General features: G+C 63.6%; 25 protein-coding genes, 3 tRNA genes and 1 pseudogene. 14 read left to right on the top strand and 15 right to left on the bottom strand.

Annotated features, from left to right (window positions below; genetic code table 11):
* Nucleotides 1-8: 8 nt before the first annotated feature.
* A complete protein-coding gene (wzm, locus tag QQS52_RS09325) occupies nucleotides 9-860 on the bottom strand; it encodes a galactan export ABC transporter permease subunit Wzm/RfbD (RefSeq protein ID WP_070768538.1) in 852 nt (283 codons plus the stop codon).
* Nucleotides 861-1,170: 310 nt separating this feature from the next.
* Here wzm and QQS52_RS09320 point away from each other — a divergent pair, with 310 nt between their 5' ends.
* Nucleotides 1,171-2,415, top strand: a complete 1,245-nt coding sequence (locus QQS52_RS09320; protein WP_472773601.1) for an aminotransferase class V-fold PLP-dependent enzyme — start codon at nucleotides 1,171-1,173, stop codon at nucleotides 2,413-2,415.
* Here the strand turns inward: QQS52_RS09320 and QQS52_RS09315 are convergent, their stop codons facing one another.
* Nucleotides 2,416-3,378 (bottom strand): NAD(P)H-quinone oxidoreductase, encoded by a 963-nt coding sequence (locus tag QQS52_RS09315; RefSeq protein WP_472773600.1) that lies wholly within the window; start codon nucleotides 3,376-3,378, stop codon nucleotides 2,416-2,418.
* 123 nt (nucleotides 3,379-3,501) lie between these two features.
* On the opposite strand from QQS52_RS09315, the gene QQS52_RS09310 reads away from it, so the two are divergent.
* Nucleotides 3,502-3,589: transfer RNA gene (locus QQS52_RS09310), tRNA-Ser, on the top strand.
* Nucleotides 3,590-3,681: 92 nt separating this feature from the next.
* Here the strand turns inward: QQS52_RS09310 and QQS52_RS09305 are convergent.
* Genes QQS52_RS09305 through QQS52_RS09290 form a run of 4 tightly spaced genes read right to left on the bottom strand, consistent with a single transcriptional unit; the run spans nucleotide 3,682 to nucleotide 7,002 of the window.
* A complete protein-coding gene (locus tag QQS52_RS09305; RefSeq protein ID WP_472773599.1) occupies nucleotides 3,682-4,830 on the bottom strand; it encodes a ThiF family adenylyltransferase in 1,149 nt (382 codons plus the stop codon).
* A complete protein-coding gene (locus tag QQS52_RS09300) occupies nucleotides 4,827-5,294 on the bottom strand; it encodes a molybdenum cofactor biosynthesis protein MoaE (RefSeq protein WP_472773598.1) in 468 nt (155 codons plus the stop codon). Before QQS52_RS09300 ends, QQS52_RS09305 begins: the two co-directional genes overlap by 4 nt.
* Nucleotides 5,284-5,757, bottom strand: a complete 474-nt coding sequence (locus QQS52_RS09295) for a MogA/MoaB family molybdenum cofactor biosynthesis protein (protein WP_472773597.1) — start codon at nucleotides 5,755-5,757, stop codon at nucleotides 5,284-5,286. The genes QQS52_RS09300 and QQS52_RS09295 overlap by 11 nt, the downstream gene beginning before the upstream one ends.
* 45 nt (nucleotides 5,758-5,802) lie before the next feature.
* Nucleotides 5,803-7,002 carry a molybdopterin molybdotransferase MoeA gene (locus QQS52_RS09290; protein WP_472773596.1) on the bottom strand — a complete coding sequence of 400 codons (1,200 nt, stop codon included), beginning with the start codon at nucleotides 7,000-7,002 and terminating at the stop codon, nucleotides 5,803-5,805.
* Nucleotides 7,003-7,130: 128 nt separating this feature from the next.
* Here QQS52_RS09290 and QQS52_RS09285 point away from each other — a divergent pair, with 128 nt between their 5' ends.
* Nucleotides 7,131-7,406, top strand: a complete 276-nt coding sequence (locus QQS52_RS09285; protein ID WP_472773595.1) for a MoaD/ThiS family protein — start codon at nucleotides 7,131-7,133, stop codon at nucleotides 7,404-7,406.
* On the opposite strand, the gene QQS52_RS09280 is transcribed toward QQS52_RS09285, so the two are convergent.
* From QQS52_RS09280 to QQS52_RS09270, 3 genes are read right to left on the bottom strand one after another with little or no spacing between them, the layout of a single operon-like run.
* Complete coding sequence (locus QQS52_RS09280; protein WP_472773594.1) at nucleotides 7,403-7,855, bottom strand: phage holin family protein; 453 nt, start codon at nucleotides 7,853-7,855, stop codon at nucleotides 7,403-7,405. The genes QQS52_RS09285 and QQS52_RS09280 overlap by 4 nt on opposite strands.
* 59 nt (nucleotides 7,856-7,914) lie before the next feature.
* Nucleotides 7,915-8,973, bottom strand: a complete 1,059-nt coding sequence (gene hisC / locus QQS52_RS09275; protein ID WP_472773593.1) for a histidinol-phosphate transaminase — start codon at nucleotides 8,971-8,973, stop codon at nucleotides 7,915-7,917.
* Nucleotides 8,974-8,983: 10 nt separating this feature from the next.
* Complete coding sequence (locus QQS52_RS09270) at nucleotides 8,984-9,166, bottom strand: hypothetical protein (RefSeq protein WP_472773592.1); 183 nt, start codon at nucleotides 9,164-9,166, stop codon at nucleotides 8,984-8,986.
* A gap of 269 nt (nucleotides 9,167-9,435) precedes the next feature.
* Between QQS52_RS09270 and QQS52_RS09265 the strand changes: the two genes are divergently transcribed.
* Nucleotides 9,436-9,524 (top strand) — tRNA-Ser (locus QQS52_RS09265).
* A 120-nt stretch (nucleotides 9,525-9,644) separates the two neighbouring features.
* Complete coding sequence (locus QQS52_RS09260; protein ID WP_472773591.1) at nucleotides 9,645-11,147, top strand: MFS transporter; 1,503 nt, start codon at nucleotides 9,645-9,647, stop codon at nucleotides 11,145-11,147.
* On the opposite strand, the gene QQS52_RS09255 is transcribed toward QQS52_RS09260, so the two are convergent.
* Together QQS52_RS09255 and QQS52_RS09250 are read right to left on the bottom strand one after the other, a co-directional pair.
* Nucleotides 11,144-12,106: a TIGR00730 family Rossman fold protein gene (locus QQS52_RS09255; RefSeq protein ID WP_472773590.1), complete on the bottom strand. Its 963-nt coding sequence runs from the start codon at nucleotides 12,104-12,106 to the stop codon at nucleotides 11,144-11,146. The genes QQS52_RS09260 and QQS52_RS09255 overlap by 4 nt on opposite strands.
* 75 nt (nucleotides 12,107-12,181) lie before the next feature.
* A complete protein-coding gene (locus tag QQS52_RS09250) occupies nucleotides 12,182-13,264 on the bottom strand; it encodes a zinc-dependent alcohol dehydrogenase family protein (RefSeq protein WP_472773589.1) in 1,083 nt (360 codons plus the stop codon).
* Nucleotides 13,265-13,510: 246 nt separating this feature from the next.
* Between QQS52_RS09250 and mgtE the strand changes: the two genes are divergently transcribed.
* The 3 genes from mgtE to QQS52_RS09235 all read left to right on the top strand — a co-directional run bounded on the left by mgtE (nucleotide 13,511) and on the right by QQS52_RS09235 (nucleotide 16,896).
* Nucleotides 13,511-14,875 carry a magnesium transporter gene (mgtE, locus tag QQS52_RS09245; RefSeq protein WP_472773588.1) on the top strand — a complete coding sequence of 455 codons (1,365 nt, stop codon included), beginning with the start codon at nucleotides 13,511-13,513 and terminating at the stop codon, nucleotides 14,873-14,875.
* A 240-nt stretch (nucleotides 14,876-15,115) separates the two neighbouring features.
* Complete coding sequence (locus QQS52_RS09240) at nucleotides 15,116-16,699, top strand: SLC13 family permease (protein WP_472773587.1); 1,584 nt, start codon at nucleotides 15,116-15,118, stop codon at nucleotides 16,697-16,699.
* Between the two features lie 121 nt (nucleotides 16,700-16,820).
* Nucleotides 16,821-16,896: transfer RNA gene (locus tag QQS52_RS09235), tRNA-Arg, on the top strand.
* Between the two features lie 134 nt (nucleotides 16,897-17,030).
* On the opposite strand, the pseudogene QQS52_RS09230 reads toward QQS52_RS09235, so the two are convergent.
* From QQS52_RS09230 to QQS52_RS09215, 4 genes and pseudogenes are all read right to left on the bottom strand, one after another.
* A pseudogene (locus QQS52_RS09230) lies at nucleotides 17,031-17,330 on the bottom strand (IS1249 family transposase); the annotation flags it as partial.
* A 163-nt stretch (nucleotides 17,331-17,493) separates the two neighbouring features.
* Nucleotides 17,494-17,856: a DoxX family protein gene (locus QQS52_RS09225; RefSeq protein ID WP_472773586.1), complete on the bottom strand. Its 363-nt coding sequence runs from the start codon at nucleotides 17,854-17,856 to the stop codon at nucleotides 17,494-17,496.
* Entirely contained in the window at nucleotides 17,853-18,428 is a 576-nt protein-coding gene (locus tag QQS52_RS09220; protein ID WP_472773585.1) for a TetR/AcrR family transcriptional regulator, read from the bottom strand. The genes QQS52_RS09225 and QQS52_RS09220 overlap by 4 nt, the downstream gene beginning before the upstream one ends.
* A 61-nt stretch (nucleotides 18,429-18,489) precedes the next feature.
* A complete protein-coding gene (locus tag QQS52_RS09215; RefSeq protein WP_472773584.1) occupies nucleotides 18,490-18,879 on the bottom strand; it encodes an NUDIX hydrolase in 390 nt (129 codons plus the stop codon).
* A 205-nt stretch (nucleotides 18,880-19,084) separates the two neighbouring features.
* Between QQS52_RS09215 and QQS52_RS09210 the strand changes: the two genes are divergently transcribed.
* The 6 genes from QQS52_RS09210 to QQS52_RS09185 all read left to right on the top strand — a co-directional run bounded on the left by QQS52_RS09210 (nucleotide 19,085) and on the right by QQS52_RS09185 (nucleotide 26,514).
* Nucleotides 19,085-21,625: a YhgE/Pip family protein gene (locus QQS52_RS09210; protein ID WP_472773583.1), complete on the top strand. Its 2,541-nt coding sequence runs from the start codon at nucleotides 19,085-19,087 to the stop codon at nucleotides 21,623-21,625.
* Nucleotides 21,625-23,673 (top strand): YhgE/Pip domain-containing protein, encoded by a 2,049-nt coding sequence (locus tag QQS52_RS09205; protein WP_472773582.1) that lies wholly within the window; start codon nucleotides 21,625-21,627, stop codon nucleotides 23,671-23,673. Before QQS52_RS09210 ends, QQS52_RS09205 begins: the two co-directional genes overlap by 1 nt.
* A gap of 74 nt (nucleotides 23,674-23,747) precedes the next feature.
* Complete coding sequence (locus QQS52_RS09200; RefSeq protein WP_472773581.1) at nucleotides 23,748-25,112, top strand: TrkH family potassium uptake protein; 1,365 nt, start codon at nucleotides 23,748-23,750, stop codon at nucleotides 25,110-25,112.
* Nucleotide 25,113: 1 nt separating this feature from the next.
* A complete protein-coding gene (locus QQS52_RS09195) occupies nucleotides 25,114-25,797 on the top strand; it encodes a potassium channel family protein (RefSeq protein ID WP_472773647.1) in 684 nt (227 codons plus the stop codon).
* 58 nt (nucleotides 25,798-25,855) lie between these two features.
* On the top strand, nucleotides 25,856-26,218 hold the full coding sequence (locus QQS52_RS09190; protein WP_472773580.1) for a YidH family protein: 363 nt from the start codon (nucleotides 25,856-25,858) through the stop codon (nucleotides 26,216-26,218).
* Nucleotides 26,215-26,514 carry a DUF202 domain-containing protein gene (locus QQS52_RS09185; RefSeq protein ID WP_472773579.1) on the top strand — a complete coding sequence of 100 codons (300 nt, stop codon included), beginning with the start codon at nucleotides 26,215-26,217 and terminating at the stop codon, nucleotides 26,512-26,514. The genes QQS52_RS09190 and QQS52_RS09185 overlap by 4 nt, the downstream gene beginning before the upstream one ends.
* The last annotated feature ends 341 nt before the right edge of the window (nucleotides 26,515-26,855 follow it).

Genomic DNA, 26,855 nt, shown 5'->3' with positions numbered 1-26,855 from the left:
TGCTCCTTCTAGACCCAGTAGCTCACGCGGAAGCGCCACTTGCGCATGGCCAGACCGGCGATGAACAGGCCGGCGATAGTGCAGCCGATGACGATCCACCAGTGGTAGGCGGCCACCGGCTCACCGATCATCGGGGCGCGCACGACCTCCAGGTAGTGGTACAGCGGGTTGATCTCCGCGATGCGGGCGCGGTCCGCCACAGCGCCGCCCTGGTCCTTCAGGGTGTTGGTCATCCAGACGATCGGCGTGACGTAGAACAGCAGCTGGGTCAGCGCCTCCAGCAGCGGAGCCACGTCGCGGAAGCGGGTGGCGATAATACCGAAGAACATCGCTACCCACACGCCGTTGACCAGCAGCAAGAACAGGCCCGGGATGAACAGGAAGAACTCCCAGCCCAGGTGGCGGGGGAAGATGAGGATGAGCAGTAGCCAGATAATCATGTTGTGGCCCAAAAACAGCGTCTGCCGCCAGACCAGGCGGTAGACGTGCACCGACAGCGGGGCGGGCAGCTGCTTGATGAGCCCCTCGTTGTCGATGAAGATGGTGGAGCCTTCCTTGATGGCCCCGGAGATGAAGTTCCACATAATGAGGCCCACCGTGACGTGGGGGAGGAACTCCGCGACCGGGATCTGGAACAGCATGGAGTACAAAAGGCCGAGCGCCGCGGCCATCACGCCCGTGGCGATGGTGATCCACAGCGGGCCCAGCACCGAGCGGCGGTAGCGCTGCTTGATGTCCTGCAGGCCCAACATGAACCACAGTTCGCGCTGCTTGGCGCCTTGGATGAGGTCTCCGAAAGCGGCGCTGAACGTCATGGACTTCGACTCCGGGGCGGCGCCGCCGTCCGGAGTAGCCGTCATGCGCGCTACGTCTTCCTGCAGTTTATTTTTGTCTTGCACGTGAAATACCCTATCGCGCTGAAGGACAAAAGTGGGTCTTGCCGCCCGAGAGTTAACGCACAGCCGGCCAAATGCGGGACGGCTCCTCACGCCTTGGGCGTCTTTAACAGTGCCATTAGTGGCGGTATAAAGATGGTAATATATACCTATTGACAGAGCAAATTAGCCATTCCTGGGCATTTCAGTATTGTGGTGAGGTGGCGTATAAAGTGGGGTGGCATAAGGCGCGCAGCTGCGCCTGCAACAACCACCCAAGGAGGGTTCGAACCGCATGGTCACACGGTACGATGTCGCCAGTGTGCGCGGCCTATATACCGGCTTGTCGGGCGGTTGGACGTATCTCAATGCACACGACGTACCGCAAATCTCGGAAAAGGTGATCGCGGGCGTATCCCGCGCTTTCCGCACCTCCGCCTTGGTGGCGGATCAGGACACCCCCTCGGGCACGCACTCGGCGGCGCCGCAGCCCGGCTGCCTGGAGGGGCAGTACTATATCGACTCTGCGCGCACCGCCGTGGCGGACCTGGTGGGCGCTACCGCCGACCGCGTGGTGCTGGGCGCCAACCTGCCGGTGCTCTACCAGGCGCTGGCGCGGGCGATCGCGCCGTTGCTGCGCGCTAATTCCTCCGTCGTGCTGTCCAAGCTGGACCCGCCGGAGCTCTACTCCGCCTTCACGGAGGTCGACGCGCAGGTGCGCTGGGCGCAGCCGGACCTGGGGACCGGGGAGATGCCGGCCTTCCAGTTTGCCGATCTCGTCGACGGCTCGACCCGCCTGGTCTCCCTGGCCGCCGGTCACGAGCTGCTGGGCACGGTGGCGCCGGTGGAAGAAATCATCGACACGGTCAACACCCGCTCGCGGGCCTGGACCCTGGTGGATATCTCCGCCACGGCGGGCTACCGGCCAGTGGACATTGACGCGCTCGGCGCCGACATCCTGGGCGTGGACCTGGGCAAGCTCGGAGGGCCGCAGGTCGCCGCCCTGGTCTTCCGGGATACCCGCATGTTCAAGCGGATCGATGCACTCAGCCCCGGCCGCCACGGCGCGGCCAAGCTGGAAACCCCCGTGTCCACGGGCTTGGCCGGCGGCGTCAGCCCGCTCATTGATCACTTTGCCGCCTTGGGTGGGGAGGCGGCTGGCCGCGGATCGCGCCGGCGCCGCCTGATTGCCTCGATGCAGCTGCTCGAGCCCTACCTGAACGGGCTGCGCGACGATCTCTACCAATTCCTCGGAACCCTGCCCGCCGTCCACATCCTGGGCGTGACTGGGGAAGCAGCCGCGGGCGCGAAGGAGGATCGCCTCCCGCGCCTGAGCTTTGCGGTCAACGGCGTGCCTGCGGAGACCGTGCACCAGCGGCTCTTTGATAACCGCCTGGTGACCACGCGGGCCCCGTCCACCCCGCTGCTGAGCGAGATGGGCGCCGACGAAATCGGCGGCGCGGTAACCGTCGCACTCGCGCCGTTCAACACGGCCTGCGACGTGGAGCACCTCACGCGCGTGGTGGCCTCGCTAGCCTAATTAGTCCGCGACTTCCAGCACCAGCGTGCCGGTGACCTCGCCGGAATCTAGGGCCGCGTGGGCCTCGGCGGCCTCGGCCAACGGGTAGGTGGCGTGCCAGTGGTGGCGTACCGTGCCGTCCGCCAGCCACGGCCAGACGTTGTCCACGGTATCCCGCACAATGGCCGCCTTGTCCTCAAGGGAACGCGCGCGCAGCGTCGTGCCCTGCAGGGTCAGGCGCTTGGCCACGAGGATGCCCATGTTCAGCTCTTCCTTGGTCCCGCCCTGCAGGCCGATGGTGACCATGTGGCCGTCCTTGGCCAGGGCCTTCATGTTTTGCTTCAGGTACTTCGCGCCGATGATGTCCAGGATGACGTCACAGGAGTTCTTGAGCTCCTCGGCAAAGTCCTGCTCGTGGTAGTTGATGAGGATGTCCGCGCCGAGCTTCCGGCAGGCCTCTAGCTTCTCCGCCGAACCGGCGGTGACCGCCACCTTGGCGCCGAGCGCCTTGGCGACCTGGATGGCGAAGGTGCCGATTCCGCCCCCGCCGCCGTGGATCAGGATGGTCTGGCCTTCATGCAGGCCGGCCTCCATGGCGATATTCGACCACACCGTGCAGGCGACCTCGACGACCGAGGCCGCGTGCTCCAGGCTGTAGCCTTCCGGGATGGGCAGCAACTGACCGGCCGGCACCGCGACGTATTCCGCGTAGGCGCCGCCGGCGAGCAGCGCGGCGAATTCCTGGCCGACCTCAAAATCGGTGTCGCCCGCGTCCGCGATGGTGCCGGCGCACTCCAAGCCGAGCAGCTCCGACGCCCCCGGCGGGGGCGGGTAGTTGCCCTGCGTCTGTAGGATATCGGCGCGGTTCACGCCGGCGTAGTGGACTTTGAGCAGCACCTCGCCGGGCTGCAGCTCGGGCTGGTCCACCTCGGCGAGCTCGAGCGAGCGTGGGGTATCCGGATCTTTTTGAATGATTGCCTTCATGCCCTTCCACGGTACCGAAACTTCCCCCGCTTCCGCAGGTAGAGAATCCGCAGGAAAGACCCCGCTTTACCGGAGCGAAGACCCGCTCGGGTAAGGTGAGCATGTCGCCTGCGGGCGGCAGATGGAGACGTGGCAGAGCGGCCGAATGCACTGGTCTTGAAAACCAGCGTGGGGAAACTCACCGCGGGTTCAAATCCCGCCGTCTCCGCCAGCGGGGGTTCGGGGAAATATCGACTCTGTCCTTTTTGCCGACACCCCACCTGGGGAAACGTGCGCCCGGGGCGGCAAAGGTCGATAGTTTCCCTAGCCCTTCGAATCCAACCAGGCATCAACCCCGCCGCGCAGCGAGTAGAGCGGGCCGGTCAGCCCGCGCTCGTGGAAAAGGTGGACGGCCTCGGCTGAGCGGACGCCGCCGGCGCAGTGGACCACCACGGTCTGATCATGGTCCAGGGCGGCGGTCACCTCGGGCGGGGTGTAGCCCTCGCGCAAGCGGGGCAGGGGGCATTTCACCGAACCGTCGAGGGCGAAGGTGGCGACCTCGTCCGGGTTGCGCACATCGAGCACGAGGGCGCCGGCGGGGATGGTCTCGGTTTCGTGCACGTCCGGATAGACCGCGGGCGAGGAGGCGGTGGGCTCCTCCGTGGCCGTGGCGTCGGTGACCGGCCCGTGCGCGCGGATCCGCTCGGCGACGGAAGGATCGCCGTTCACCGGGATGTATTCCCAGGTCCCGTCGAGGGCGGAGAAGTACCCGAGCTGGCCGATGAGCGGGTCCCCGACGCCGGTCAGCAGCTTGAGGGCCTCGAGCGCCATGGCCGATCCGACGGTGCCGACCACCGGGCCCAGCACGCCGGCCTGCGAACAGCTGGGCACCGAACCGGCCGGCGGAGGGGTGGGGAAAAGGTCCTCGTAGATGGGCCCGCGGCCGGCCCAGAAGACGGTCATCTGTGCGTCGAAGCCGAGGATGGAGGCCCACACGTGCGGGATGCCGCGCCGGGCGCAGGCGTAGGAGGCCAGGTAGCGGGTGGCGAAGTTGTCGGATCCGTCCAGGACCACGTCGGCATCCGCCAGCAGCTCTTCGGCGTTGTCCGCGTTCAGGCGCGTGGAGACGGCGTTGACCTCAACAGTCGGGTTGAGGGCGAGCATGGCCCGCCGGGCCGACTCCGCCTTGGGCTCGTTCGCGCGGGCCGCGGCGTCGGTGTGGATGACCTGGCGGTGCAGGTTGGATACCCCGACGGTGTCGTCGTCGAAGACGGTAATGCGGCCGATACCGGCCCCGGCCAGGTACAACAAGGCGGGTGAGCCGAGCCCGCCGGCGCCGATGACAGCCACGTGCCCCGCGCGCAGCCGTGCCTGCGCCGCGCGGCCGAAGCCTGCCAGGCTGAGCTGGCGGCGGTAGCGCGAGACCTCTGCCGGGCTGAACTGTGGATCGGTGCCGGGCGGCTCAGTGCTCATTCGATCCCCACCCACTGCACCGAGTCGTCGTCCAGCAGTTGTTCCTTCCAGATTGGCACCCCGGCCTTAACGCGGTCGGCGAGCTCCGCGGCCGCGACGAAGGAGTCTCTGCGGTGGGCCGAGGCCGCGATGACCACGAAGGCCAGCTCGCCGATCGTGAGAGGCCCGGTGCGGTGGGCGGTCCACAGGCGCACCGCCGGGTGCGCGGCGGCGACCTCGCCAGCGATGCGGGCGATCTCCGCATCAGCGCTGGGGTGGGAGGAATAGGTCAGCAGCTTTACCCGCTGGCCGCCGTCGTGATCGCGGACGATGCCATCGAAGGCCACCGCCGCGCCCATCGCCTGGGTCAGGACTTGCTCACGGGCGGGGCCAACCAGGTCTTCCAGGGGCTGTTGCGTCAGGAAAGCGCCCAGGACCTTGCCGGTCTGGGCGTGGACGTAATCCGGATCCCCGTTAGTGCTCATGTGTCCCTTCTAGCATGTCAACCAGGGGAACCACTAATTCTTCCAGGACTGAACAACCGTCCCTCACCCCTCCCGTAGAACCGGGCAGGGTCATGGCGAAGGTCGTGGCGGTCACCCCGGCCACCGCGCGGGAGGCCAGGGCCGTGGGCACGGATTCCAAGCCCTTCTGCCAGAAGGCCATGGGGATGCCGGGCAGCTCACGCTCCAGGTGCTTGGCGACGGCCTCGACGGTGCGGTCGTCCGCGGTCAGGCCGGTGCCGCCGGAGGTCAGGATGACGGAGTGCCCGGCGGCGAAGGCGGTGTCGACGGCCTGCTCGATATCGGCGTCGGGGACGACCACCGGGTCAGGAGTATCAAAGCCCTTCCGGCGCAGGAATTCCACGGCGATGGGGCCGGAGCTGTCCTCGTAAATCCCGGCGGCCGCGCGGGTCGAGGCGACGATGACTAGTCCGGTGCGGGTCATGGCTGCTCCTTCAATTCCTTCAAACTGGGCGAAAATTACAAAGAATTACAGCGGGTAGATGATCACTTGGGCGCCAGCGTCCAGCTCCGCGGCGATGGGGATGCGGATGAGGCAGTCGGCGCCGATAGCCTGAGCGACCAGGTGGGAACCCGGCCCGCCGACCTGGCTGGCGGTGATGGCGTCGGCCCCGATTGTCATGCGGCCGCGCAGGAAGCGCTCGCGGTCGTCCAGCCCGGTCACCGGGTCCGCGAGCTGGGCGGGCAGGGCCGGCAGGGTGGTCCCCAGCAGGTCGGCGACGTAGAGGTGGAAGCTGACCAGTGAGGAGATCGGGTTGCCCGGCAGGCAGATGACCGGCGTCCCGGAAAGCTTGGCCAGACCCTGCGGCCCGCCCGGCTGCTGGTCGACGTGGCCAAACCAGCCGTGCGGTTCCAGCACCTGGCGCACGACCTCGAACTTGCCGGCGCTGATGCCGCCGGAGGTCACGATGGCGTCCGGTTGCAGCTCCGCGATGGCGGTGTCCAGGTCGCGGCGCAGCTTCACCGGATCGTCGTCGGTGCGCACGTGGCCGGCCACGACGATGCCGGCTTCCGCGGCCAGGGCCGTGAGCATGGGCCCGTTCGAGTCCGGGATGGCGGCCGAACGATCCGCCAGGTCCGCGCTGCTGCTACCGATCTCCGCGCCGCCGGTACAGATCACGATCCGCGCCGGGGCTACCACGTTGACGGTTGGGATGTCCTGGCCCGCCAGGGTGGCGATGACCGCCGCGTTGATGCGGGTGCCGCCGGTGACCAGCGTGGAGCCGCGGGAAATATCGCTGCCGGCGGCTCGCACGAACTGGCCCTCCGGCACGGCCGGCGCTTTAACGGTGGCTCCCTGCGGCAGGAAGTCCGCCGGCTCGGTGCGCTCGACCGGCACGATGGCGGCGGTGCCGCGCGGGACTTTTGCGCCGGTCATGATGGGCGCGGCTTGGCCGCCTAAGCCGTCCGCGTAGAAGCGATCCGGATCCGTGCCGGCCGGGATGGTCTCACCGACCGTGAAGGTCCCGCCAGCCGCGGTGGGCAGGGCATAGCCATCCATCTGCGAATTATCGAAGCGGGGCGAGTCATAGGCGGCGACCACGTCCGCCGCCAGTGTGGCGCCCAAGGATTCGCTCAGGGCCACCTCGTGGTGTCGGCTGCGGTGGAGCGCGCCGCAGTCATCCAGCAGTTGCTTGACTTCCGCATGGTGCTGTTCCGGAGTACGCATGGGCCCTATCTTAGTCGCCCCGGCGCGGCAGCCGCGGAAAAGAATTGGCCGCGGACTGAACGGGCGTTCTAGGCGCGCTGGGGTGGCGGGTTCGACAAGGAACGGCCTAGCCCGGCATAGTAGAGGCCATGTTGGAGGTGCACTATTTCGCGGCCGCCCGCGCCGCCGCCGGGACGGCCCAGGAGCAGATCCCGGACGCGCAGGTGCCCGCCCGCCTAGGCGAGCTGCTCGATCAGCTGGCCGCCGCTCACCCAGGGACCACGGAAGCGGGTATGGGCCTGGAAGAAATCCTTCCGCGCTGCACCTTCCTCGTCGACGGTTCGGCCGCCGGCGACAGCTACCGCGGGGTGGCGCTGGAAGGGGTTACCCGCGTGGACGTCCTGCCGCCTTTCGCGGGCGGCTAGGAGCGGCCGCCGTTGGCAAGGCGCCGGACTGGGCTGGTGAAGAAGTTGACCACGCCGGAGACCAGCGAGAGCACCACCGCGCCCAAGATGGCCGGCCACCAGCCGTCGATGGCCAGGTTGCCCACGCCTAGATCCAGCTGATTGAGCAGCCACTCGACCAGCAGCAGGACGGCGCCGTTGATGACCAGGATGAATAGCCCCAGCGTCAGGCAGGTAATCGGCGCGCCGAGGATTCGCAGCACCGGGGTAACCACTGCGTTGACCACGATGAAGGCAATGGCCACGGCGATGAAGGTGCCGGAGGAGCCGGGCTCGTTGGTCGAGCCAATTTCGTTGAAGCCGTTGGCCGCCGGCGGGACGATGTCCACGCCCGGCACGAAGGTGACCACGACCCACAGGGCGATCGCGATGGCCACCACGTTCAGGGCCAGGTTGACGAGGGTACGCATGGCGGGGCACTCCTTGCGGTTGACGTTTCGCCCCATTCTAGCGGTCCCGCCGCGCCCGCCTAGTCTGCCTGTGCCGTGGCGGCGCGGAAGGCGGCTACCAGCGCGTCGGTTTCCTCCGTGGTGGTGACGGTGATGCGGATGCCCTCGTCGAAAGCGCGCACCAGCACGCCCTCGGCCGCGATCCTTTCGGCCAGCTCCTGCGGCGTGCCGAAGGCAGCGATGGCCGGCGCCGGCAGCCACACGAAGTTGGCCTCCGAGTGCGGGCTGCCGAAATCGGCCAGCTCGGCGGCGACGCGTTCGCGCTGCTCGACCGCCTCGTCGGTGCGGGACTGGAGCGCGGCAGCATCCGCCAGCGATGCCAGAGCTCCGGCCTGGCCCACGGCGTTGACGGAAAACGGCACGGCCACCTGGTTGAGCGCGGCGATGATATTCGCAGCGCCGAAGGCGTAGCCCACGCGCACCCCGGCCAGGCCGTAGGCCTTGGAAAAGGTCCGCATGCCCACCAGGTTCGGGTACCGGCGCAGGTACTGGCTGGCGTCCGGGGTATCCGCGGCGCGGTTGTACTCGAAGTAGGCCTCGTCGAGCGCGACGATGACGTCGCCGGGCACCTTGTCCATGAAGTCGGTGAACTCCTGGTTGGTGATGGTGGTGCCCGTCGGATTATTCGGGTTGCACAGGAAGATCAGGCTGGTGCGCTCCGTGATGGCGGCTGCCATGGCGGCCAGATCCATGCCATGGTCCGCTCCCAGCGGGACAGCCACCGGCTGCGCGCCGACCACCTGGACGAAGATCGGGTAGGCCTCGAAGGAGCGCCACGGGAAGATGACCTCGCTCTCGGCGGTGGAGGTGATCTGCACCAGCTGCTGGCAGATGGCCGAAGAGCCGGTACCTACCGCCACCTCGTCGAAGTCCACGCCCAAGTGCTGGGCCAGCGCCTCGCGCAGGGCCACGGCGCCCATGTCCGGGTAGCGATTGGCCCCGGCGGCGGCCCGGTTCATCGCCTCCTGCGCGGCCGGCAACGGCGGGTGGCTGGCCTCGTTGGAGGACAGCTTCACGGCGTCGTCGTTGCGCGCGCCGGGCCGGTAGACGGGTAGGGAGGAAAGGTCAGGACGAATCATGGAATTAACCTTAGGGGCTGCGGGGCCCGCGGGGGCCGAAATCGAAATTTGCGGTGGTCGGGCCGAAGGCCTTGAGCCCCTGCGGCGCGTCGAATTCCTCCACGACGTTCATCGGGGAAACCCGGGTGGAGATCTCCGTGATGCCGATGGCCTTGAGTCGGTCCAGCAGGAACTCGCCGATGGTGGTGCGCATAAAGAAGTCTTTTCCGGTTAAGGTACGCCAGCACGGCGCGGGGTGGTGGCTCGTGCTGTGAACGTCCTGCCTTCCGAGTATGCCGCGAAAAGTGTGCTGGGTCACTATATCGTGCGGATTTCTCCTAGTTTACGGCGCCGCCGGGATAGTAGGCGGGATAGTAGGGAGGGGTGAGTTTGTTTCTGTTTTGGTTAACAGGTACCCTAAATCTTCGTAACTCATGGTGCGACGGCTGGTTCGCGCTAGCTAGAAGCACCGCGTTTTACGCTGGAGACGTGCCAGAGCGGCCGAATGGGGCTCACTGCTAATGAGTTGCCCTCTTAACGGAGGGCCGGAGGTTCAAATCCTCTCGTCTCCGCCGCATTTTCCGCCCGCGCTCCGAGGTAGCTTATTCCTCGGAACGCGGGCGTTTTTTGGCTTTGTGCAGGCCTTGTCACGGCGGATTGCGAATCTGCGCGAGCAGAGTATAAGTAGTGTAATGACAAAATCCGGGCGGCCAGACAAAAACGCATCCACAGTATCGGAGGCGAACGCCTCGGAGTACCCGACCGGGCAGGATCCCGCCCGGTGGCGCGTACTCATCGTCCTGCTCGTCGCGATCTTCATGTCGCTGATTAGCGTGTCCATCGTCAACGTAGCCCTGCCGTCCATCCAGGTCGGCCTGGACGCCAGCGACTCCGACGTGCAGTGGGTGCTGTCCGGTTACGCGCTCACCTTCGGCGTGGTGCTGGTGGCCGCCGGGCGCGCCGGGGACTTGGTGGGCCGCGGCGGCATCTTCCTCGTCGGTATCGCTATCTACACCCTGGCTAGTGCCTCCGCGGGTTTCGCGCCGAACGCCGAGTCGCTGAACCTGTCCCGCTTCATCCAGGGCATTGGCGCGGGCCTGCTCAACCCGCAGGGCGTGGGCATGATCCAGCAGTACTTCCGCGGCGCGGAACGCGGCCGGGCCTTCGGTTACTTCGGCTCCACCGTGGGCGTGGCGGTGGCCATCGGGCCGGTGCTGGGCGGCTTCCTCATCCGCATCGGCGGCGCGGACCTGGGTTGGCGCCTAACCATGCTGGTCAATTTCCCCATCGGGCTTTTGGCCATCGTCTTAGGGCTCATGTGGTTTCCGCGGCCGCTGTTTTCCAGGGTGCGCGACAGCGCCGGGGAGAAGGTCGGCGCCTGGCGGGCGTTTAAGTCCCTGGACCCGGTCGGCGCACTGTTGCTGGGGCTGGCGGTGCTGTGCGTGCTCTTCCCGTTCGTGGAATCCTCCGGCTCGCGGTGGGTCTGGGCCCTCCTGCCGGCCGGGGCGGTCTGCGTGGCCATCTGGGTGGCCTGGGAGCGCCACCACAAGTCCACCGGCCACGAGTCGATGGTCGACCTGGGCATCTTCCAGACTTTTACCTTCCGCAATGGCACCATCATCGCCACGCTGTGGTTCATGGGCATTACCAGCATCTGGGTGCTGGTTGCGCTGTATTTCCAGAACGGGCTGGGCTATTCCGCGCTGGTGGCCGGCTGTGTGGGCCTGCCCTCGGCGCTGCTGAACTCCGTGACTGCCACCCTCGCCGGCAAGAGCGTCTCGGTCCACGGGCGCCGCGTGGTGATTATCGGCATGCTGACCACGCTCTACGGACTGGTGGCGACCATCGCGGTGATTTGGGGGACCACGCACTGGTCCGTCAGCGAGTGGTGGCTGGTGCTCACCCTGTGCTTCGTCGGCGCCGGCCAGGGCGCGGTGGTCTCCCCGAACCAGACGCTGACGCTGGCCGAGGTGCCCGCCAACTACGCCGGCTCCTCCGGCGCGGTCATGCAGACCGGGCAGCGGATCGGCACCGCGGTCGGGCTGGCGGTGACCACCGCCATCGTCTTTGCCACCCTGGGTAACACCGACGCCGATTGGCCCTGGGCCATCATCATGGGCTTCGCCATGATTACCGCGGTCTGCCTGGCGGCCCTGGGCTTCGGCGTGGCCGACTGGGTGGGGCGCCGGCGCTAGGACCACTTGGGCCGGGGCGCGACCCAGCGGTCCAGCTTTACGAAGAGCTCCTCGGCGGTGTCCGCCAAGATGAGGCTGTCCCGGTCGGTGGCGCGCACCAGGCCTTGCTCCACCAGGTGGTCCAGCAGGTCCACCAGTGGGGCCCAGAAGGCCACGCCGAACAGAGCCAGGGGCGTGGCGTGCAGGCCCAGCTGCTGGCGGGTCCAGACGTCGAAGAACTCGTCTAAGGTCCCGGCGCCGCCCGGCAGTGCCACGCAAGCCTCGGCTAGCTCGCTCATGCGCTGCTTGCGCTCGTGCATGGTCTCTACCACCTCCAGCCGGTCAAGCCCCGGGTGGGCGATCTCGCCGTCCACTAGGTGCTGAGGGATGACCCCGGTGATGGGCGCGCCGGCGGCGTGGGCGGCGTCCGCCACCGCGCCCATCAGCCCGACCTTGCCGCCGCCGTAGATAAGGCGCACCCCGTGCGCGCCCAGCGCGGTGCCCAGCTCCCGCGCCAGCTCCAGGTTGTGCGGGTCCGTGCCGGTGCTCGCCCCCGTGTAAACCGCCAGTGCGCGCGGGGCGGTTCTCGCCGCCAGTGCCGGGAAGACCTCCTCGGCCAGCAGCGGGGCGAGCGGCTTTTCCGGCGCGTGCGGGTTGAGCCAGGCCAGCTCAGCGATCTCGTGGCTGGCCCGGGCGGAGACCTCGTAGGGGTAGCTAAAGACCGTGGCGGACACGGCGTGCCCGGCCTCGTTGGCCGCCGGGGCGTCAAACGTGCCGAGCTCCTTCAACGCCGCGCCGGCAAGTTCCACACCCAGCTCCTCGGTCACCTCGCGCACCGCGGCCTTAAGGGCGTTTTCGCCCGGCTCCGGCTTCCCTCCGGGGAACTGGAAGAGCTCGGTGCCAGCCTTGCGGACGGTGAGCACTTGCCCGGTGCGGTTGCGGAAAATGACGGCGCTGACGTTAATGGTCGGAGTGGGCATGGGCTACAGACTACACCGCGCCCGCCGGCCATTAGGCCGGTTGACGCGGTGGACAGTCGGGAAAGTAGAAGGTACTTACTCGGCGGAGATCATCACCTTCATTGCCTGGGTCTCATCCGCGTGGGAGAAGGTCTCCCAGGCCTTTTCCAGCTCGGCGAAGGTGAAGTGGTGGGTGGCCAGTTCCTTCATCGGGATCTGGGTGCTGGTAACCGCCTTGAGCAGCATCTCCGTGGAATCCGCCTTCACCAGTCCGGTGGTGATGGTCAGGTTCTTGATCCACAGGTCGTTCAGGCGGAAGTCGACCGGCTGGCCGTGCACGCCTACCACGGCGATGTGCCCGCCGGGCTTGACGATTTCCTGGCAGGTATCCCAGGTAGCGGGCAGGCCAACGGCCTCGATGGCGGCATCCGCCAGGCGGCCTTCCGTGATGCGGGCGATGGCCTCCTTGGCGTCTTCCTCTGCCGGGTTGACCACGTGGGTGGCGCCGACTTTCTGGGCCAGCTCCAGGCGGGTGGTGTTCATATCCACCACGGTGATGGTGGCCGGGGAATAGAGCTGCGCGGTAATCAGCGCGCCCATCCCGACCGGGCCGGCGCCCACGATGACGACGTCGTCGCCGGGCTTGACGTCGCTGGACTGCACGCCGATCTCGTGGCCGGTGGGCAGCGCGTCGGAGAGGAAGACGGCGATGTCGGTGTCCAGTTCCGGGGGCAGCTTGTACAGCGAGTTATCCGCAAACGGGGTGCGCACGTACTCGGCCAGCGTGCCGTCTACCATGTAGCCCATGATCCAGGAGCCGCCGCCGGTGCAGTGGGCGTAGAGCTGCTTCTGGCAGTTCGGGCAGGAGCCGCAGCGGGATACACACGAGATGATGACGCGGTCGCCCGGTTGGAAGTTGGTGACGTTGTCGCCGACCTCCTCAACGACGCCGATGCCCTCGTGGCCCAGGATGCGGCCATTCCACTCGCCGGTCTTTTCCCGGGCGGTGGCCTCGATCTCCGGGTTCTTGCCGTGGGAGATACCCAGGTCGGTGCCGCAGATGGTGGTCTTTTCAATGCGGATGATGGCATCCGTCGGGTCAATGATCTGTGGCTTCGGGCGCTGTTCGAAGCGGACGTCGTTCGGGCCGTAATAGGTGGCGGTAAGCATGGTGGACATAAGCGGGTTCTCCTCGGTGCGTGTCGGTTGGGATGCCCCACAATTCTACCGCGTTACCGACTGCTTTTCTCCTGCGCACGGCATGAAAATGAGCTTCAATAAACCGGCTGTGGGCAAGGCTGGTGGGCCGCCGGAAGTGTTCGTTGCCCAAATTCCGCACTTTGGGTTTATTCTTAGCAAGGCACGCCGGGAACCCCGGCACCGAACCAACGTCAATCAGTGTGGATATCAAGGGAGGTGGCGGGCATGAGCAACTCGGTAGAAGAGGCCATCGATCGGCTAGAGGATTTGCTGCGGACCGAAGGGGAAATCGATCCGAAAGTGGCGCCGGACATGCAAAGGCTCCTGGACACGCCTCCCATCCAGGACATCGTGGCGCTGGTCGAGCGCCAGAACAACGTCCGCGCGGCCGTGGTGCTGCGCCTGTTGCCGCGGGACAAGTCCATCGAGGTCTTCGACGCGCTGGACTCCGCGCACCAGGCCGATATTATCGACGAGCTGGGCAACGCCGACGTCTACGCCTTCTTCGACGAGCTCGACCCGGACGACCGAGTCTCCCTGCTGGACGAGCTGCCCGCCGAGATCGCCGATCGCCTGTTGCGCTCGCTGGACAAGACCGAGCGGGATGTCACCGGTGTCGTGCTGGGCTACCCGAAGGGTTCGGTCGGTCGCCGCATGTCCCCGGAGGTTCCGGAGATCTACCGGGAGATGACCGTGGATGAGGCGTTGGCCAAGCTGCGCGCTACTGCCGATGGCGTCGAGACTATCTACACCCTGCCGGTCACCCGCAAGGACCGCCGACTGGTGGGCGTGGTCAGCTTCCGCGAGCTCTTCATGGCCCGCGGCAACCGCATGGTCGAGGACCTGATGCGCGATCCGGTCTTCGCCTACGCCTACGACGACGCGGAGGAAACCGCCCGTTGGTTTTTGCCCCTGGACTTGCTGGCGATGCCGATCGTCGACGAATCAAAGCGCCTGGTCGGCCTGCTGACATGGGATGATGCCACGGACATCGTGGAAGAAGAGGACTCCGAGGATTCCGCCCGCGCCGGTGGTACTGAGGCCCTGCAGCAGCCGTATATGTCCACCCCGCTGCTGAAGCTGGTGCGCTCGCGCATTGTCTGGCTGTTGGTGCTAGCGGTCTCCGCTCTGCTGACCGTCCAGGTGCTCGACGCCTTCGAGGAGACCCTGGCGGCGGCCGTGGTGCTCAGTCTGTTTATCCCGCTGCTGACCGGTACCGGCGGCAATACCGGAAACCAGGCCGCCACCACCGTCACCCGCGCGCTGGCGCTGGGAGACGTGCGAAAAAAGGACATCCTAGCGGTGATGTGGCGGGAGCTGCGCGTGGGGATGCTGCTCGGCGCGGTGCTCGGCCTGCTCGGCGTCGGCCTGGCTACGCTGGCCTACGGCTTCGACATCGGCCTGGTCATCGGGATCACGCTGTTCTTGGTCTGTTCCATGTCCGCCACGGTGGGTGGGATGATGCCGATCCTGGCCAAGGCCGTGGGTGCGGACCCGGCGGTCTTTTCTAACCCGTTCATTTCCACCTTCTGCGACGCCACCGGCCTCATCATCTACTTCTTCATCGCCAAGGCTGTCCTGGGTATTTAGGGGCCGGGGGAGTCCCCCGGGCGTGAGCGGTTGACTAGTCGGCCCCGCGCGGGCCGTTTTCGGGGGTGGCCAAGCGGCCGGGTTGTGGCATATGTGACACAAGTTTTGTAAAGTTCCCCACATTAGGCAACAAAGTGTTGTTTGTTTCCTTACCCCATATGCGCACACCTAGGCGCTAAATCGCAGAGGCGCTACATCACCTAGGCGCTATCTCTCAGTCTCACAGATTGGTGTTTCCCCATGACAACTCCACAGACTCACGAGTCCACCGCCCACCCAGAAGGCGAAGAGGACAAAGGCGTCAAGAAGGGTGAACTGCGCCGCCAGCTCATCGGGATCGTCGGCGGCCTCGCGCTCGCCATTATTGTCTTCTTCATCTTCCCGGCCAGCTCGGTGGAGACCGTGATGAACTCCAGCGGCGCGGATCCGGACGCGGAGTACAGCCACCTGGCCCTGCGCACCGTCGCGGCAGTGACCATCCTGATGGGTGCCTGGTGGATGACCGAGGCCCTGCCGCTGGCCGCGACCGCACTCATCCCGCTGGCCGTCTTCCCGCTGGCTGGGGTCGGTGAGATTTCCGACGTGTCCTCGCCGTACGCCTCGTCCACCATCTTCCTGTTCTTGGGCGGCTTCCTCGTCGCGCTGTCGCTGCAGCGCTGGAACGTCCACCGGCGCATGGCGCTGATGGTGGTCAAACTGGTGGGCACCTCGCCCAAGCGCCTCATCCTGGGCTTCATGATCTCCACCGGCTTTTTGTCCATGTGGGTCTCCAACACCGCGACCGCGGTGGTCATGCTGCCCATCGGCATGTCTGTGCTGCAGCTGACCGCCGACACGGTGGGCGGCATGAAGAACCAGAAGCGGTTCGCCACCGCCCTGATGCTGGCGATTGCCTACTCGGCCTCCATCGGCTCCCTGGGTACCCTCATCGGTACCCCGCCGAACCTGTTGCTGGCCGGCTACATGAAGGAAACCCACGGCATTGAGATCGGCTTCGCCCAGTGGATGCTGGTCGGCATGCCGGTGGCCATCATCTTCACCTTCCTGGCCTGGGTCGTGCTGATTACCGTCTTCCCGCCGGAGATGAAACAGATCCCGGGCGGTAAGGAGCTCATCGACCAGGAGATCAAGGACATGGGCCCGTGGACCGCCCCGCAGATCCGCGTCGCCATCATCTTCACGCTGGCCGCCATCTCGTGGGTCTTCGTCCCGCTGCTCATCGACTGGCAGGGCTGGGAGGTCGGCTACGACGACGCCATCGTCGGCATCATCGCCGGCCTGCTGCTCTTCCTGCTGCCCGCCGATAGCAAGAACGGTGTGCGCCTGCTCGACTGGAAAACCGCCAACGAGCTGCCCTGGGACGTGCTCCTGCTCTTCGGCGGCGGCCTGTCGCTGTCCGCCATGTTCACCAAGTCCGGGCTGTCCCTGTGGGTCGGTGAGATGGCCAAGGGCCTGCAGGTCCTGCCGCTGTTCTTCCTCGTGGCCGCCGTCGCCGCGCTGGTGCTGGTGCTTACCGAGTTCACCTCGAACACCGCCACCGCCGCGACCTTCCTGCCGATTATGGGCGGCGTGGCCGTCGGCATCGGCCTGACCGACGCGGCCGCCATCAACGTGATGATCCTCACCGTCCCGGTCGCGCTCGTGGCCACCTGTGCCTTCATGATGCCGGTGGCCACCCCGCCAAACGCCATCGCCTACGGCTCCGGCTACGTCACCATCGGCGAGATGATCAAGGGCGGCCTCTGGCTCAACGTCATCGCCTTGGTCCTGGTAACCCTGGCGACCTACTTCATCGCCGTCCCCGTCTTCGGGATGGTCTTGTAAAAACCCGCCCCCGAAACGCCGGTTTATGCGCAATAAGCTGGCGTTTTGGTACTCGCCCAAAGGACGGGTATAGTAATTCTTCGTTGCCGAGAGAACAGAAGTTCTTCGAGTTAAGCAACATGCGCCCGTGGCTCAACGGATAGAGCATCTGACTACGGATCAGAAGGTTGGGGGTTCGAATCCCTCCGGGCGCACCAATGTCATGAGTCGCGACATGGTTGACAAACCGGCACCTCAGTTTCTTTTTGTTCTGGGGTGCCGGTTTCTTCTTATTCTGGGGTTAATAGACAAAAAGTGTGTCCGTTCGGCGTGTCGCTGGGTGGGCCCTTTTTTATTGCATTGGTCCTTTCCGGATTCCTATGTTGTGTTGGTATTCGGTTGGGATAGCGTTGTCGTAGAAGGCTGGTCGTCCTGTTTCTTGGTCGGCTGTGTTGTGGTCTTCTGGGACAAGGTCTGGAACTTTGGCGAGTTGATCTTGTCCGTAATTGCACTGCCTGGCGATCTTCAATGGGTCGTCAGGCAGTTGCGTTTTCGAGTGCAGGTACCACTCGAGCATTCTGCGTTGACGTTCCCCGGATCTGCCGCGGTGGGCATCCGCGATGCGTTTGAGTTGAGCGTTGATGCCGCCTTCCTGGGGTTACCCGCAAATCGTGGACACGTTGTTAAGCTGCTTAGGGGGAGGGTGTCAAATATGTCGTGAACTCAGACACTCTCGTCTCCGCAAAATGTAGAACCCGAATCATCGATTTACCGGTGGTTCGGGTTTTTCTGTTTTCTTCGTCGGGAATGAGTGCTTAATTCAGTACTAACGTTAGGGCGAGCACTGCGGTCGAGAATGCGAGCATTCCCAAACAGTTGAGCCAGAACGCGCTGCCGAGAAAGTGGGCGCGGATATGGGCTGCTGCGGCCGCGCAGAAATAAGCGATGACGCCAACCATGGCTGCAATTCCTACGCCGGGGAACCAGAGGCCGGCGATGAGGCCTGTGGCTGCAAGGCACTTGATGACAATGAGCGCCCACCACCAGTCTTGAGGAAGTTTGACGCCGCTAAGGCAGGCCTCGATGAAGGGGACTGGTTTGAGGGAGAGTGCGGCGTCGCCAAGCAGAATGGCCGCTATCAGCAGGGATGGCCAGGCGGGGGAGGATTCTAGAATCATTGGTTGACTCCAAATGCGGTGTTGAGACGTTCGATCGATGAAGCGGCTTGGGATGTGAGGTGTTCGGTGTCGTAGAGACCGGCGGCCCAGCCGATGAGTAAGCCGAGGTAGACGTTGTACAGCAGGTTGGAGTATTCGGTTGCATCTTCGTTGCTGAACCCGGAGCCGAGGCGCAAGGTAATTTCATCTGTCAGGAGCGTTTTGAGCGCAGTGAGCGCTTCGCCTTGGTTGCCTTGTTGGATAAGCGCCGCGCCAAAGGCGCGGGAGAGCTCTTCGTGGCCAGTAAACATCTGGAGGAAAGGTCTCAGGACATCGAGGAGACTATCGGATTGCCCCCGAATTTCGTCGTGCAGATCTGAAATATGCTGGCCAATAGTGCGGATGAGCAGCGTCTGTTTGTCGCCGACTCCCATGACGGTGCCCACGCTAACGCCTGCCTCGGATGCGATGGTCCGGATGCTGGTGGTGGCGTAGCCCTGAGTGAGGAAGAGGTCGTAGGCGGTGCCTAGGACCTTGCTGACGGTGTCGGCTTTGGCGGCTGCACGTGGTGAGTGAACGTGTTCAGTGAACATGTTCAAAGGGTAGTTCCTGGCGCCTTGAGGGTCAATGGGGCCGCAGTATGGGCAGCTTCTGCTAGTTCGGCGCGGGGAAGACGCGGTCGCGCAACAGGTGTGCGAGTTCGCGGTCGGGTGCTGCTGGGTTGACCCGGGCAATATCGCCGATTTCGGCGGCGGCGTGGGGTTCGTCGTTTGTGACGGTGTGGGTGCAGGTGAAGATGGTGCCGACGACTGTCTCGCCCGGCTCGTTGGCGGCGGGGGCGTCGAAGGTGCCTAGTTTGTCGAGGTTTTCCGCATCGAGGTGGAGGCCTACTTCTTCGGAGACTTCGCGGAGAGCGGCGTCGACAAGCGCCTCGCCCTCCTCGAGCTTGCCGCCGGGCAGCTGGTATTTCGTGGAGGACTTCTTGCGTACGGTGAGCACGTGGCCTTGCGGGTTGCGGATGACGATGGCGGCGACTTCAATCATGGCCGTCGATTTTAGCGCCTATGTATGCCGGTTTTCTGCCTGGCGGAAATGTTGACGGCGTTTAGTTGTTAAGACAAGTTCATGTTTCATAATCAAGGGGTTTGATTCGGCAAACTATATTAATCTTTAATTGTTAATCATCGAAATTACTTTATGTGTTTTGGCAGGTTAGAGACCCGAACCGGCAACGGGTACACTGTCTTCAGTGCGCCAAAGTTGGAAGATTTTTATCAGAGATGTAGCCAGGCTTGGCCGCGTCCCCAGGGCGTGGATCATCCTCATCGGGCTTATCATCACCCCCGCGTTGTATTCATGGGTGAACATCGCGGCCTTTCGAGACCCCTATGGCCATACCAACAACATCAAGGTGGCCGTGGTCAACGAGGACAAGGGTGCAAACAACGAGCTCACTGGGGACATCGATGTCGGCAGCGAAGTTATAGAGAAGCTGAAAAAGAATGATCAGCTCGGCTGGCAATTCCTCGACGGTGAGAAGGCAGAGAAGGCCCTGTTAGAGGGAGACGTGTATGCCTCGGTGACGATCCCGGAGGACTTCAGCAAGAACCTCGTGAGCATGCTCGACGGGAAGTTCACGCAGCCACAGCTGATCTACCGCGTTAATGAGAAGAACAACGCCATTGCCGTGAAGATTACGGACACCGGTGCTAAAGGTCTGGACAAGCAGATCACCTCGGCGTTCAAGGAGCAGGTGGCCACCGTCGCCGCGGAGAACGTCAAGGACACCGGTACGGACTTTGAGCGAAAAGTTACGCGCGCGATGAACAACACCAGTTCCGCGTTCGGGGAGACCGCGCAGGAGATCGACAGCAACCGCGAGAATCTTGCGCGCATTCAGGACAAGCTTGACGCCGCTGCCGACTCCACGTCTGGAGCCAAGTCCACCGTGGCGGATGTGAGTACTGCGCTGGGCGACGCCCAAGCGGCCCTCGCTGAGATCTCTTCCTTGGTTGAGCAGGCCCAAGGGGGCATCGGTGACTTCACCGACCAGACCACGGCGGCCTTCGTCAACGGCGCTACTGCGGTGGCTGACGGCACCGCCCAGGCCCAGGATTCCATTGCGGATGTCACTGCGGGCTTGAACCAGGCCGGTGACCGTTTCGACTACGCCACGCAGCGAGCAAACACCGCTATCGATGCTAGTGCTGACTCGATTGCCCAGCTCAAGGCATTGCGCGATTCCGCGACGCTATCACCCCAGGCGGCCAAGGAAATTGATGATGCGATCCAGCGCCTCGATGAGGGAAATGAATCCAACCGCCAGCTTGTTGGGAACCTTAATGCGCTGAGCAAGGATACCCAGGCTGCGGCGACAAACGTGCAGGCTAGTGCAGACGCCATCAACCAGGCGGCGGCGGATACCAAGGCCACCTCGCAGACGCTGCGCGATACCGTGACGTCCGCCGTCCCAGAGATCAACCGAGCGATGAGCAGCCTGAGTTCCACCGCGAGTGCTTTGAGCTCCACGCTGGAGGCGCAGAAGGGCACCATGCAGGAGGCCGATGGTCTTTTGGGTGGCGTGGCCAAACAGCTTCGGGCTACGAAGGGCACTCTCTCGGACTTCGACACCAACCTCGTTGCGCTCCAGGACAGCCTGCGCGCCAAGCAGGGTGATGTGCGCTCGCTGCAAGCCGCGATGAACTCCAAGGTGGTCCAAGATGTCACCGGGCTACAGGCTGAAGAGATCGGAAAGTTCTTCGCAGAACCCATCGAGTTGAAGTCCGAGACCGTGTACCCGGTGGATAGCTACGGCTCCGCGATGGCGGCGCTGTTTACAAACCTTTCGCTGTGGATCGGCGCCTTCGTCCTCATGGTGATCTTCCGTGTCGAGGTGGATAAGGAAGGGTTCCACCGCATCACGGTGGGGCAGGCCTACCTGGGTCGCTTCCTTCTCATGGCCTTGATGGTCATTGTCCAGGCTGTCACGGTGACCGTGGGTGACCTGCTCATCGGTGTGCAGACCGTGAATGCGCCGGCCTTCGTCCTTACGGGCGTGCTCGTGGGATTAGCCTACTTGAGCATCATCTACGCGCTGTCGACCTCGCTGGGTCACCTCGGCCGCGGTCTGTGTGTGGTCTTTGCCATCATCCAGATTCCGGGTGCTTCGGGCCTGTATCCAATCGAGTTGCTGCCCAACTTCTTCCACGCCATCTACCCGTTGCTGCCGTTTACGTATGGCATCGACGCGATGCGCGAAACTATTGGTGGGTTCTATGGCGACCATTACTTCAAGTTTATGGGCGTGCTGGCCTTCATGTTCATCCTGTTTTTCGTCTTCGGCCTGCTGCTGCGTAAGGCCTTGGCGCATTTCAACGTCATCTTTAACCGCGAGCTGCGGGACACCGAGCTCTTTGACTATGAAAACGTGCAGGTGGTGGGGTCTGGCTACCGCATCGCAGACGTTATCCAGGCGCTCGATAGCCGCAGTGGTCTCAAGAAAGACTTGGACCGCCGCGCACACGACTGGGGCTATTGGCTCAAGCTGGTGGCCATTGCCGGCGTCATCGGAGTGGTGATCCTCATCGTGGTCTCAGGGCTGCTGCCTGCCCAGAAGCCACTGATCCTAGGCATTTGGACCGCATGGTGCTTCCTCATCATCGTCGCCGCGGTGACCCTGGAATACCTGCGCATCAGCCTCAAGCAGTCGGCAAAGCTCGTGACGATGGATGAGGACGAAATTAAGCATCCGGCCCGTATCGGCGCAGATTCCACGGAGGGGGAGAGCTAATGCGTGGAACACTCGGTCTTTTCCTCAATGACATGCGCACCGCATGCCGCAACGTGATGAGCGCGGTGATGCTGGTGGGCCTCGTCGTGATTCCAATGCTGTTCACGTGGTTCAACGTGCTCGCTAGTTGGGATCCCTTCGACAACACGAGCCAGCTCAAGGTGGCGGTGGCTAGCAAGGACACCGGCTATGAAAGTGATCTACTACCGGTGCCCATCAACGTCGGCAACCAGGTGCTCAATGAATTGCGTGCAAATGAGCAGCTAGATTGGGTTGTGACCACATCCGACGAGGCGATTGAAGGTACGACGTCCGGTGAGTATTACGCAGCCATCGTGCTTCCGGAAAACTTCAGTACCGACATGATGAACTTCTACACGGATGGTTCCAAACCCGCGGAATTGTCCTTCTACATGAACGAGAAGAAGAACGCACTGGCGCCGAAGATTACCGGCCAAGGTGCAGAAGGCGTGTCGGCCCAGGTTGCTGAGGCCTTCACCACGACGGTCGGTGACGTATCCTTCGACCTGGTGACCTCGCTGTCGGATTTCTTGAACAAGGGCGATACCAAGGCTGTCCTGGACCGGATGCAGGCGCGCGCGGATGGCGTGCAGACACAGCTGGATATGGCGGCGCGTACCGCGCGCTCCTTTGCCGGTCTGGTCGATACTGCGGTTCCGCTCATGGAGAGCGCTCAGCGCATTGCGGACTCGGCGGATCTGGATCTGCCGGAAGTCCAGTCCTCCTCACTCAACATTTCCACGGACGCCCTGCAACAATCTCTTGATGCCACCAGTGCTAGTTATGACGTGGTGCGTCAACGCGTTGATGCGCTTTTCGACGACGCCTCCACCTCCCGCGCCGACCGCGTAGCTGCGCTGAACACCTGGGCCGGCCAGGTAGAGGGCACCATTGCCCAGTACCAGAACCTGCACGGCTGCATTGAAGCCCTGCCGCTTCCTGCCGGAGATAAGGAGAAGGTGCTGGGCCGTATCGAGGAGGCGATTGAGGCTCAACGCACTCTCCACGCGCGCCTCACCGCAGCGGCCAACGCGCCTGAACCCACGAAGCCCGACCTGTCTAGCTTCGACGATGCGAAGAAGGCAGTGGAAGGAATTTCTACCTCTGGCCTGCGTGAATCCCTGCGTGCGCTGCAGGATTCCTTGGGGCAGGTGAGCGCGGACCTGGATATCGCGAAGACCCCCGTCACTATCGATTCCTCCTCGCTGACGGACGCGCAGGACGCAGTGCAGAAGCTTGCCTCTGGCCTGCAGGATAAGGCCAACAAATTCGCCGATCTGAAGAAGGATATTGACTCCGCTGCGGCGTCCGGTGACCTCAAGAAGCTGGCGGACCTCATTGGTTCTGATCCCGGTGCTTTGGCGCGTGCGATTGCTGCGCCAGTGGACGTCGACAGGCAAGCGGTCTACCCAGTCAAGAGCTTCGGCGCTGGTATGACGCCCATGTATACGGCGCTCGCGCTGTGGGTCGGTGCACTGCTGACTGCAGTGAGCGTGCGCACGGATGTGGTTGACAAGGATAAGTACTCGCCGATGCAGCGTTTCTTCGGCCGCTTCGGAATGTTTGCCACGGTTGGCCTCGTGCAGTCGACGATGCTCATTCTGGGCCTCATCTTCTTCGTGGGCATCGAGCCCGCGCACCCGATCCTCATGCTGTTGGCCGGCTGGGTTAGCTCGCTTATCTTTATGCTGATTTGCTACACCTTCGTGGTTTCCTTTGCCAACGCGGGCAAGGCGCTGGCGGTGCTCATGTTGGTGATTCAGGTGTCTTCGTCGGGAGGCGCCTACCCCTTGCAGGTGCTTCCTGAGTGGTTCCAAAACATTAGTCCCTGGCTGCCAGCCACCTACACCATCCGTGCCTTCCGCGCGGCCATCGCTGGTACCTATCACGGTGATTTCTGGCTGTCTTTGCTGTGCTTGCTGCTCTTTGCGGTGCCGATGCTGGTGTTGGGCGTTGTCTTCCACAAGCCGTTGGAGAAATTCACCAACGGCTGGGTAGAGACCTTGGAGAAGACCAAGCTGATGTAGCGCATAGGATTGTCGGAATATTCACATGCCAATGGGTTTCCTCAGATTGGTGCTAAGCGGTAGTGTGAATCGCTGTGAAACGCGGTCATTTTTTGGGCCCAGCTCGGCTCACGGCCGCGGGCTTTATCCTGCTCATTCTTGTGGGAACGGTGCTTTTGATGCTGCCGATTTCCGCCAACGTTCCGCAGTGGACTCCGTTCCTTCCTGCGCTTTTTACGGCGACCTCAGCAGTTTCTCTGACGGGGCTTGTGGTGGAGGACACCGGTACGTATTGGACGCCCTTTGGCCAAGCAGTCATCATTGTGCTCATCCAGCTGGGTGGTCTCGGCATCATGAGTTTGGCGTCGTTATCGGGCATGCTTCTGACCGGCCGGATCAGCTTCAAGGCACGTCATACTAGCGCTGCGGAGGGCCGTGCCGTGGCTTTTGGTGGTATTCGTCGCGCCTTGCTGTTTACCCTTGTGATGACTCTGATCTGCGAGGCCATCGTTGCAGTGTTTATCGGCGTGCGCCTAGCCACCAAGCATGGTGTGGCTCCAGGTCGTGCCGTGTGGGAGGGAATCTTCCACGCTATTTCGGCCTTCAACAACGCCGGTTTCAGTACCTATTCCGATAGCGTCATATCCTTCGCCGTTGATGGCTGGATCCTGATTCCTCTTGCTTGCGCCCTGATTACGGGCGGCTTGGGCTATCCCATGCTGGCGGAGTTTGTGCGCTGGGCCCGCGGACGTTTGATGCGCTGGCGCGGAGGTACGCCACGCATTCATCGAATGTCTATGACTGCCCGAATGACGCTAGGCGCTACGGCATTCCTGCTAATCGGTGGCACCGTCGTTTTCTTTCTTGCAGAGAATTCTGGAGTCCTCCACGGAATGTCACTGGGGCAGAAACTGATCAATGCCTTCTTCATGAGCGCATCACCCCGCACAGCGGGTTTCAACGCCATTGACTATGGGGACGCGCACCCGTTGACACTGATGATCACGGACATGTTGATGTTTATCGGCGGTGGTTCCGCAGGCACCGCCGGCGGTATCAAGGTCACCACGGCCTGCGTGCTGGGTGCGGCCATGATCTCCGAGTTCTTGGGCCGCGAGGATACCTCCATTGGGCACCGCCGCTTGCCGCTATCGACCTTCCGCCAAGCCCTGGCATTGACTGCGGCCGGCATGATCGTCGTTGCCCTGGGCGTGGCAATGCTGCGCATCTGGGACCCCGAATTCACCGCGGACCAGGTCACATTCGAGGTCATGTCCGCCTTTGCCACGGTGGGATTGTCCACGGGTATTACCGGCAGTTTGTCGGCACCCTCGCAGCTCATGCTGTGTCTCATCATGTACGTTGGCCGCGTAGGCCCTACCACCTTCGTGGCGGCATTGGCCGCCCGGACCATCAGCCTGCGCTACCGCTACCCCGAAGAAAGGCCGTTCATTGGCTAATATGTTCAACGCCCTACGGCGAGAAAAGAACACCATCAATATCCCGCCTGTCGTCGTCATTGGCATGGGGCGGTTCGGTTCTTCCCTGGCCCGTGAACTGATGGACCACGGCGTGGAGGTTCTTGGCATCGATGCCGAGGAAAAACACGTGCGCGAGCACGCCGCATATCTCACAGAGGCCGTGACGGCGGATACCACCGATGCGGAAGCATTGCGCCAGCTGGGTGTGGATGAGGTTGAACGCGTGGTCGTGGCTATTGGCTCAGATTTGGAGGATTCCATCCTCACCGCCTCGAACTTGGTGGAACTGGGAGTAGGCGATATCTGGGCCAAAGCAGATTCGGATGCGCACGCCCGTATCCTGCGTCAGCTGGGAGTGCGCCACGTCATCCGCCCGGAGCGCGATACAGGTCGCCGCGTGGCGCACCTGTTGGGCGGGCGCTTCGAGGATTTTGCGGAGTTCGCCACCGACTATGGAGTGACGGCGATGACCCCGCCGGCGTCGATAAGCAAGAGCCCGCTCAACCTGCACCAGGTGTGGAAAGAGCACAACGTTCAGCTCATCTCCCGCTGTGAGGGGCCTGGCCAGTGGCGCCCGCTTGTCGACGGCACCGAGCTCACCCACCGCGACCTCATCGTCGTCGCCGGTAGCCCTGCAGATCTGGAAGCTTTCTCTCAGTCCTAAGCGCGGCGCTTGGGGCGCCGCGCTGTGGAATGGGAGGAGGGGCGCTACAGTAGCGCGTATGACGAAGGCACGTTTCCCGAGCTCGGTGTATGGAACCGGTGAGGAACCCGATCCGCGCTTTAGCATGGCCAACGAGCGCACGTTCCTGGCGTGGATCCGCACATCGCTGGCCTTTATTGCGGGTGGCGTGGCGCTCGAAACCTTCGAGCTGCCACTGAACACGACGTTGACTCGTATCGTTTCCATCATCATGCTGCTCGTGGCCATTGTTCTGCCGGCGGTGGCGTGGTTTCAGTGGGGTGCTTCTGAGCGCGCGATGCGCCATGGGCGTCCGCTTCCGGCAAGTCCCGCCTTGGCGCTGATTGTTGCCGTGGTGATCATCATTGGGCTGATGATTCTGGTGGGCGAGTTCTTAGCGTGAGCGAGCTGTTTGATCCTGGCCTCCAACCCGAGCGCACCCGCCTGGCTTGGCAGCGCACGGGGCTTGCGGGTCTTGTCGCGGGTTTGCTTGTCGTGCGCTCCGTCGCTCCCTGGGCGGCTGTGATTGTCGGGGTAGTGGTGGCCATCGTGTTGTGGCTGGCCACCGCCAAACTTCGCCATGCCGATGACATCCTCTCCCGCGCCACTTCGCCCGCGTTGCCTGGTGCAGTGGCCCTCGCTGCGGTTGCGCTGGGGACAATGACTCTTGGTGTGGTGGCATTCGTCGCCGTCTGGTAGCAGGGCTTCGGCAAACCCCCAGACTTGGAACCCGAAACCTGCAGGTGGGCGTCGCCAGGCGCTTGCCGACGCCCCACCGCCGAGCAGGACGTTTCGGGTTCCAAGTCTGGGGATCTAGCGGATGTTTCGTGGGCCTGCAGCTAAGTGTCGCGAGATGGTGTTTATGAATTCGTCTGGCGCATGGTCAAGTCCCGTGGAGTGGTGTAGCCGTTTAGCTTTCGGCTTGGTATGAAGTTCAGGGTTGGGTTAGGCGGTTAGCTGGCGGTGGTCATTGTGGTCACCTCCAGGTTGGTCGCGATGACGCATGAGTCGTTTGGTGTGTTCGAGTGCTGATAGTGACA

The organism is Corynebacterium sp. 1103A, assembly GCF_055700955.1.
The sequence above is the reverse complement of the archived record's forward strand: the minus strand, read 5'-3'. Positions and strand labels throughout refer to the sequence as shown.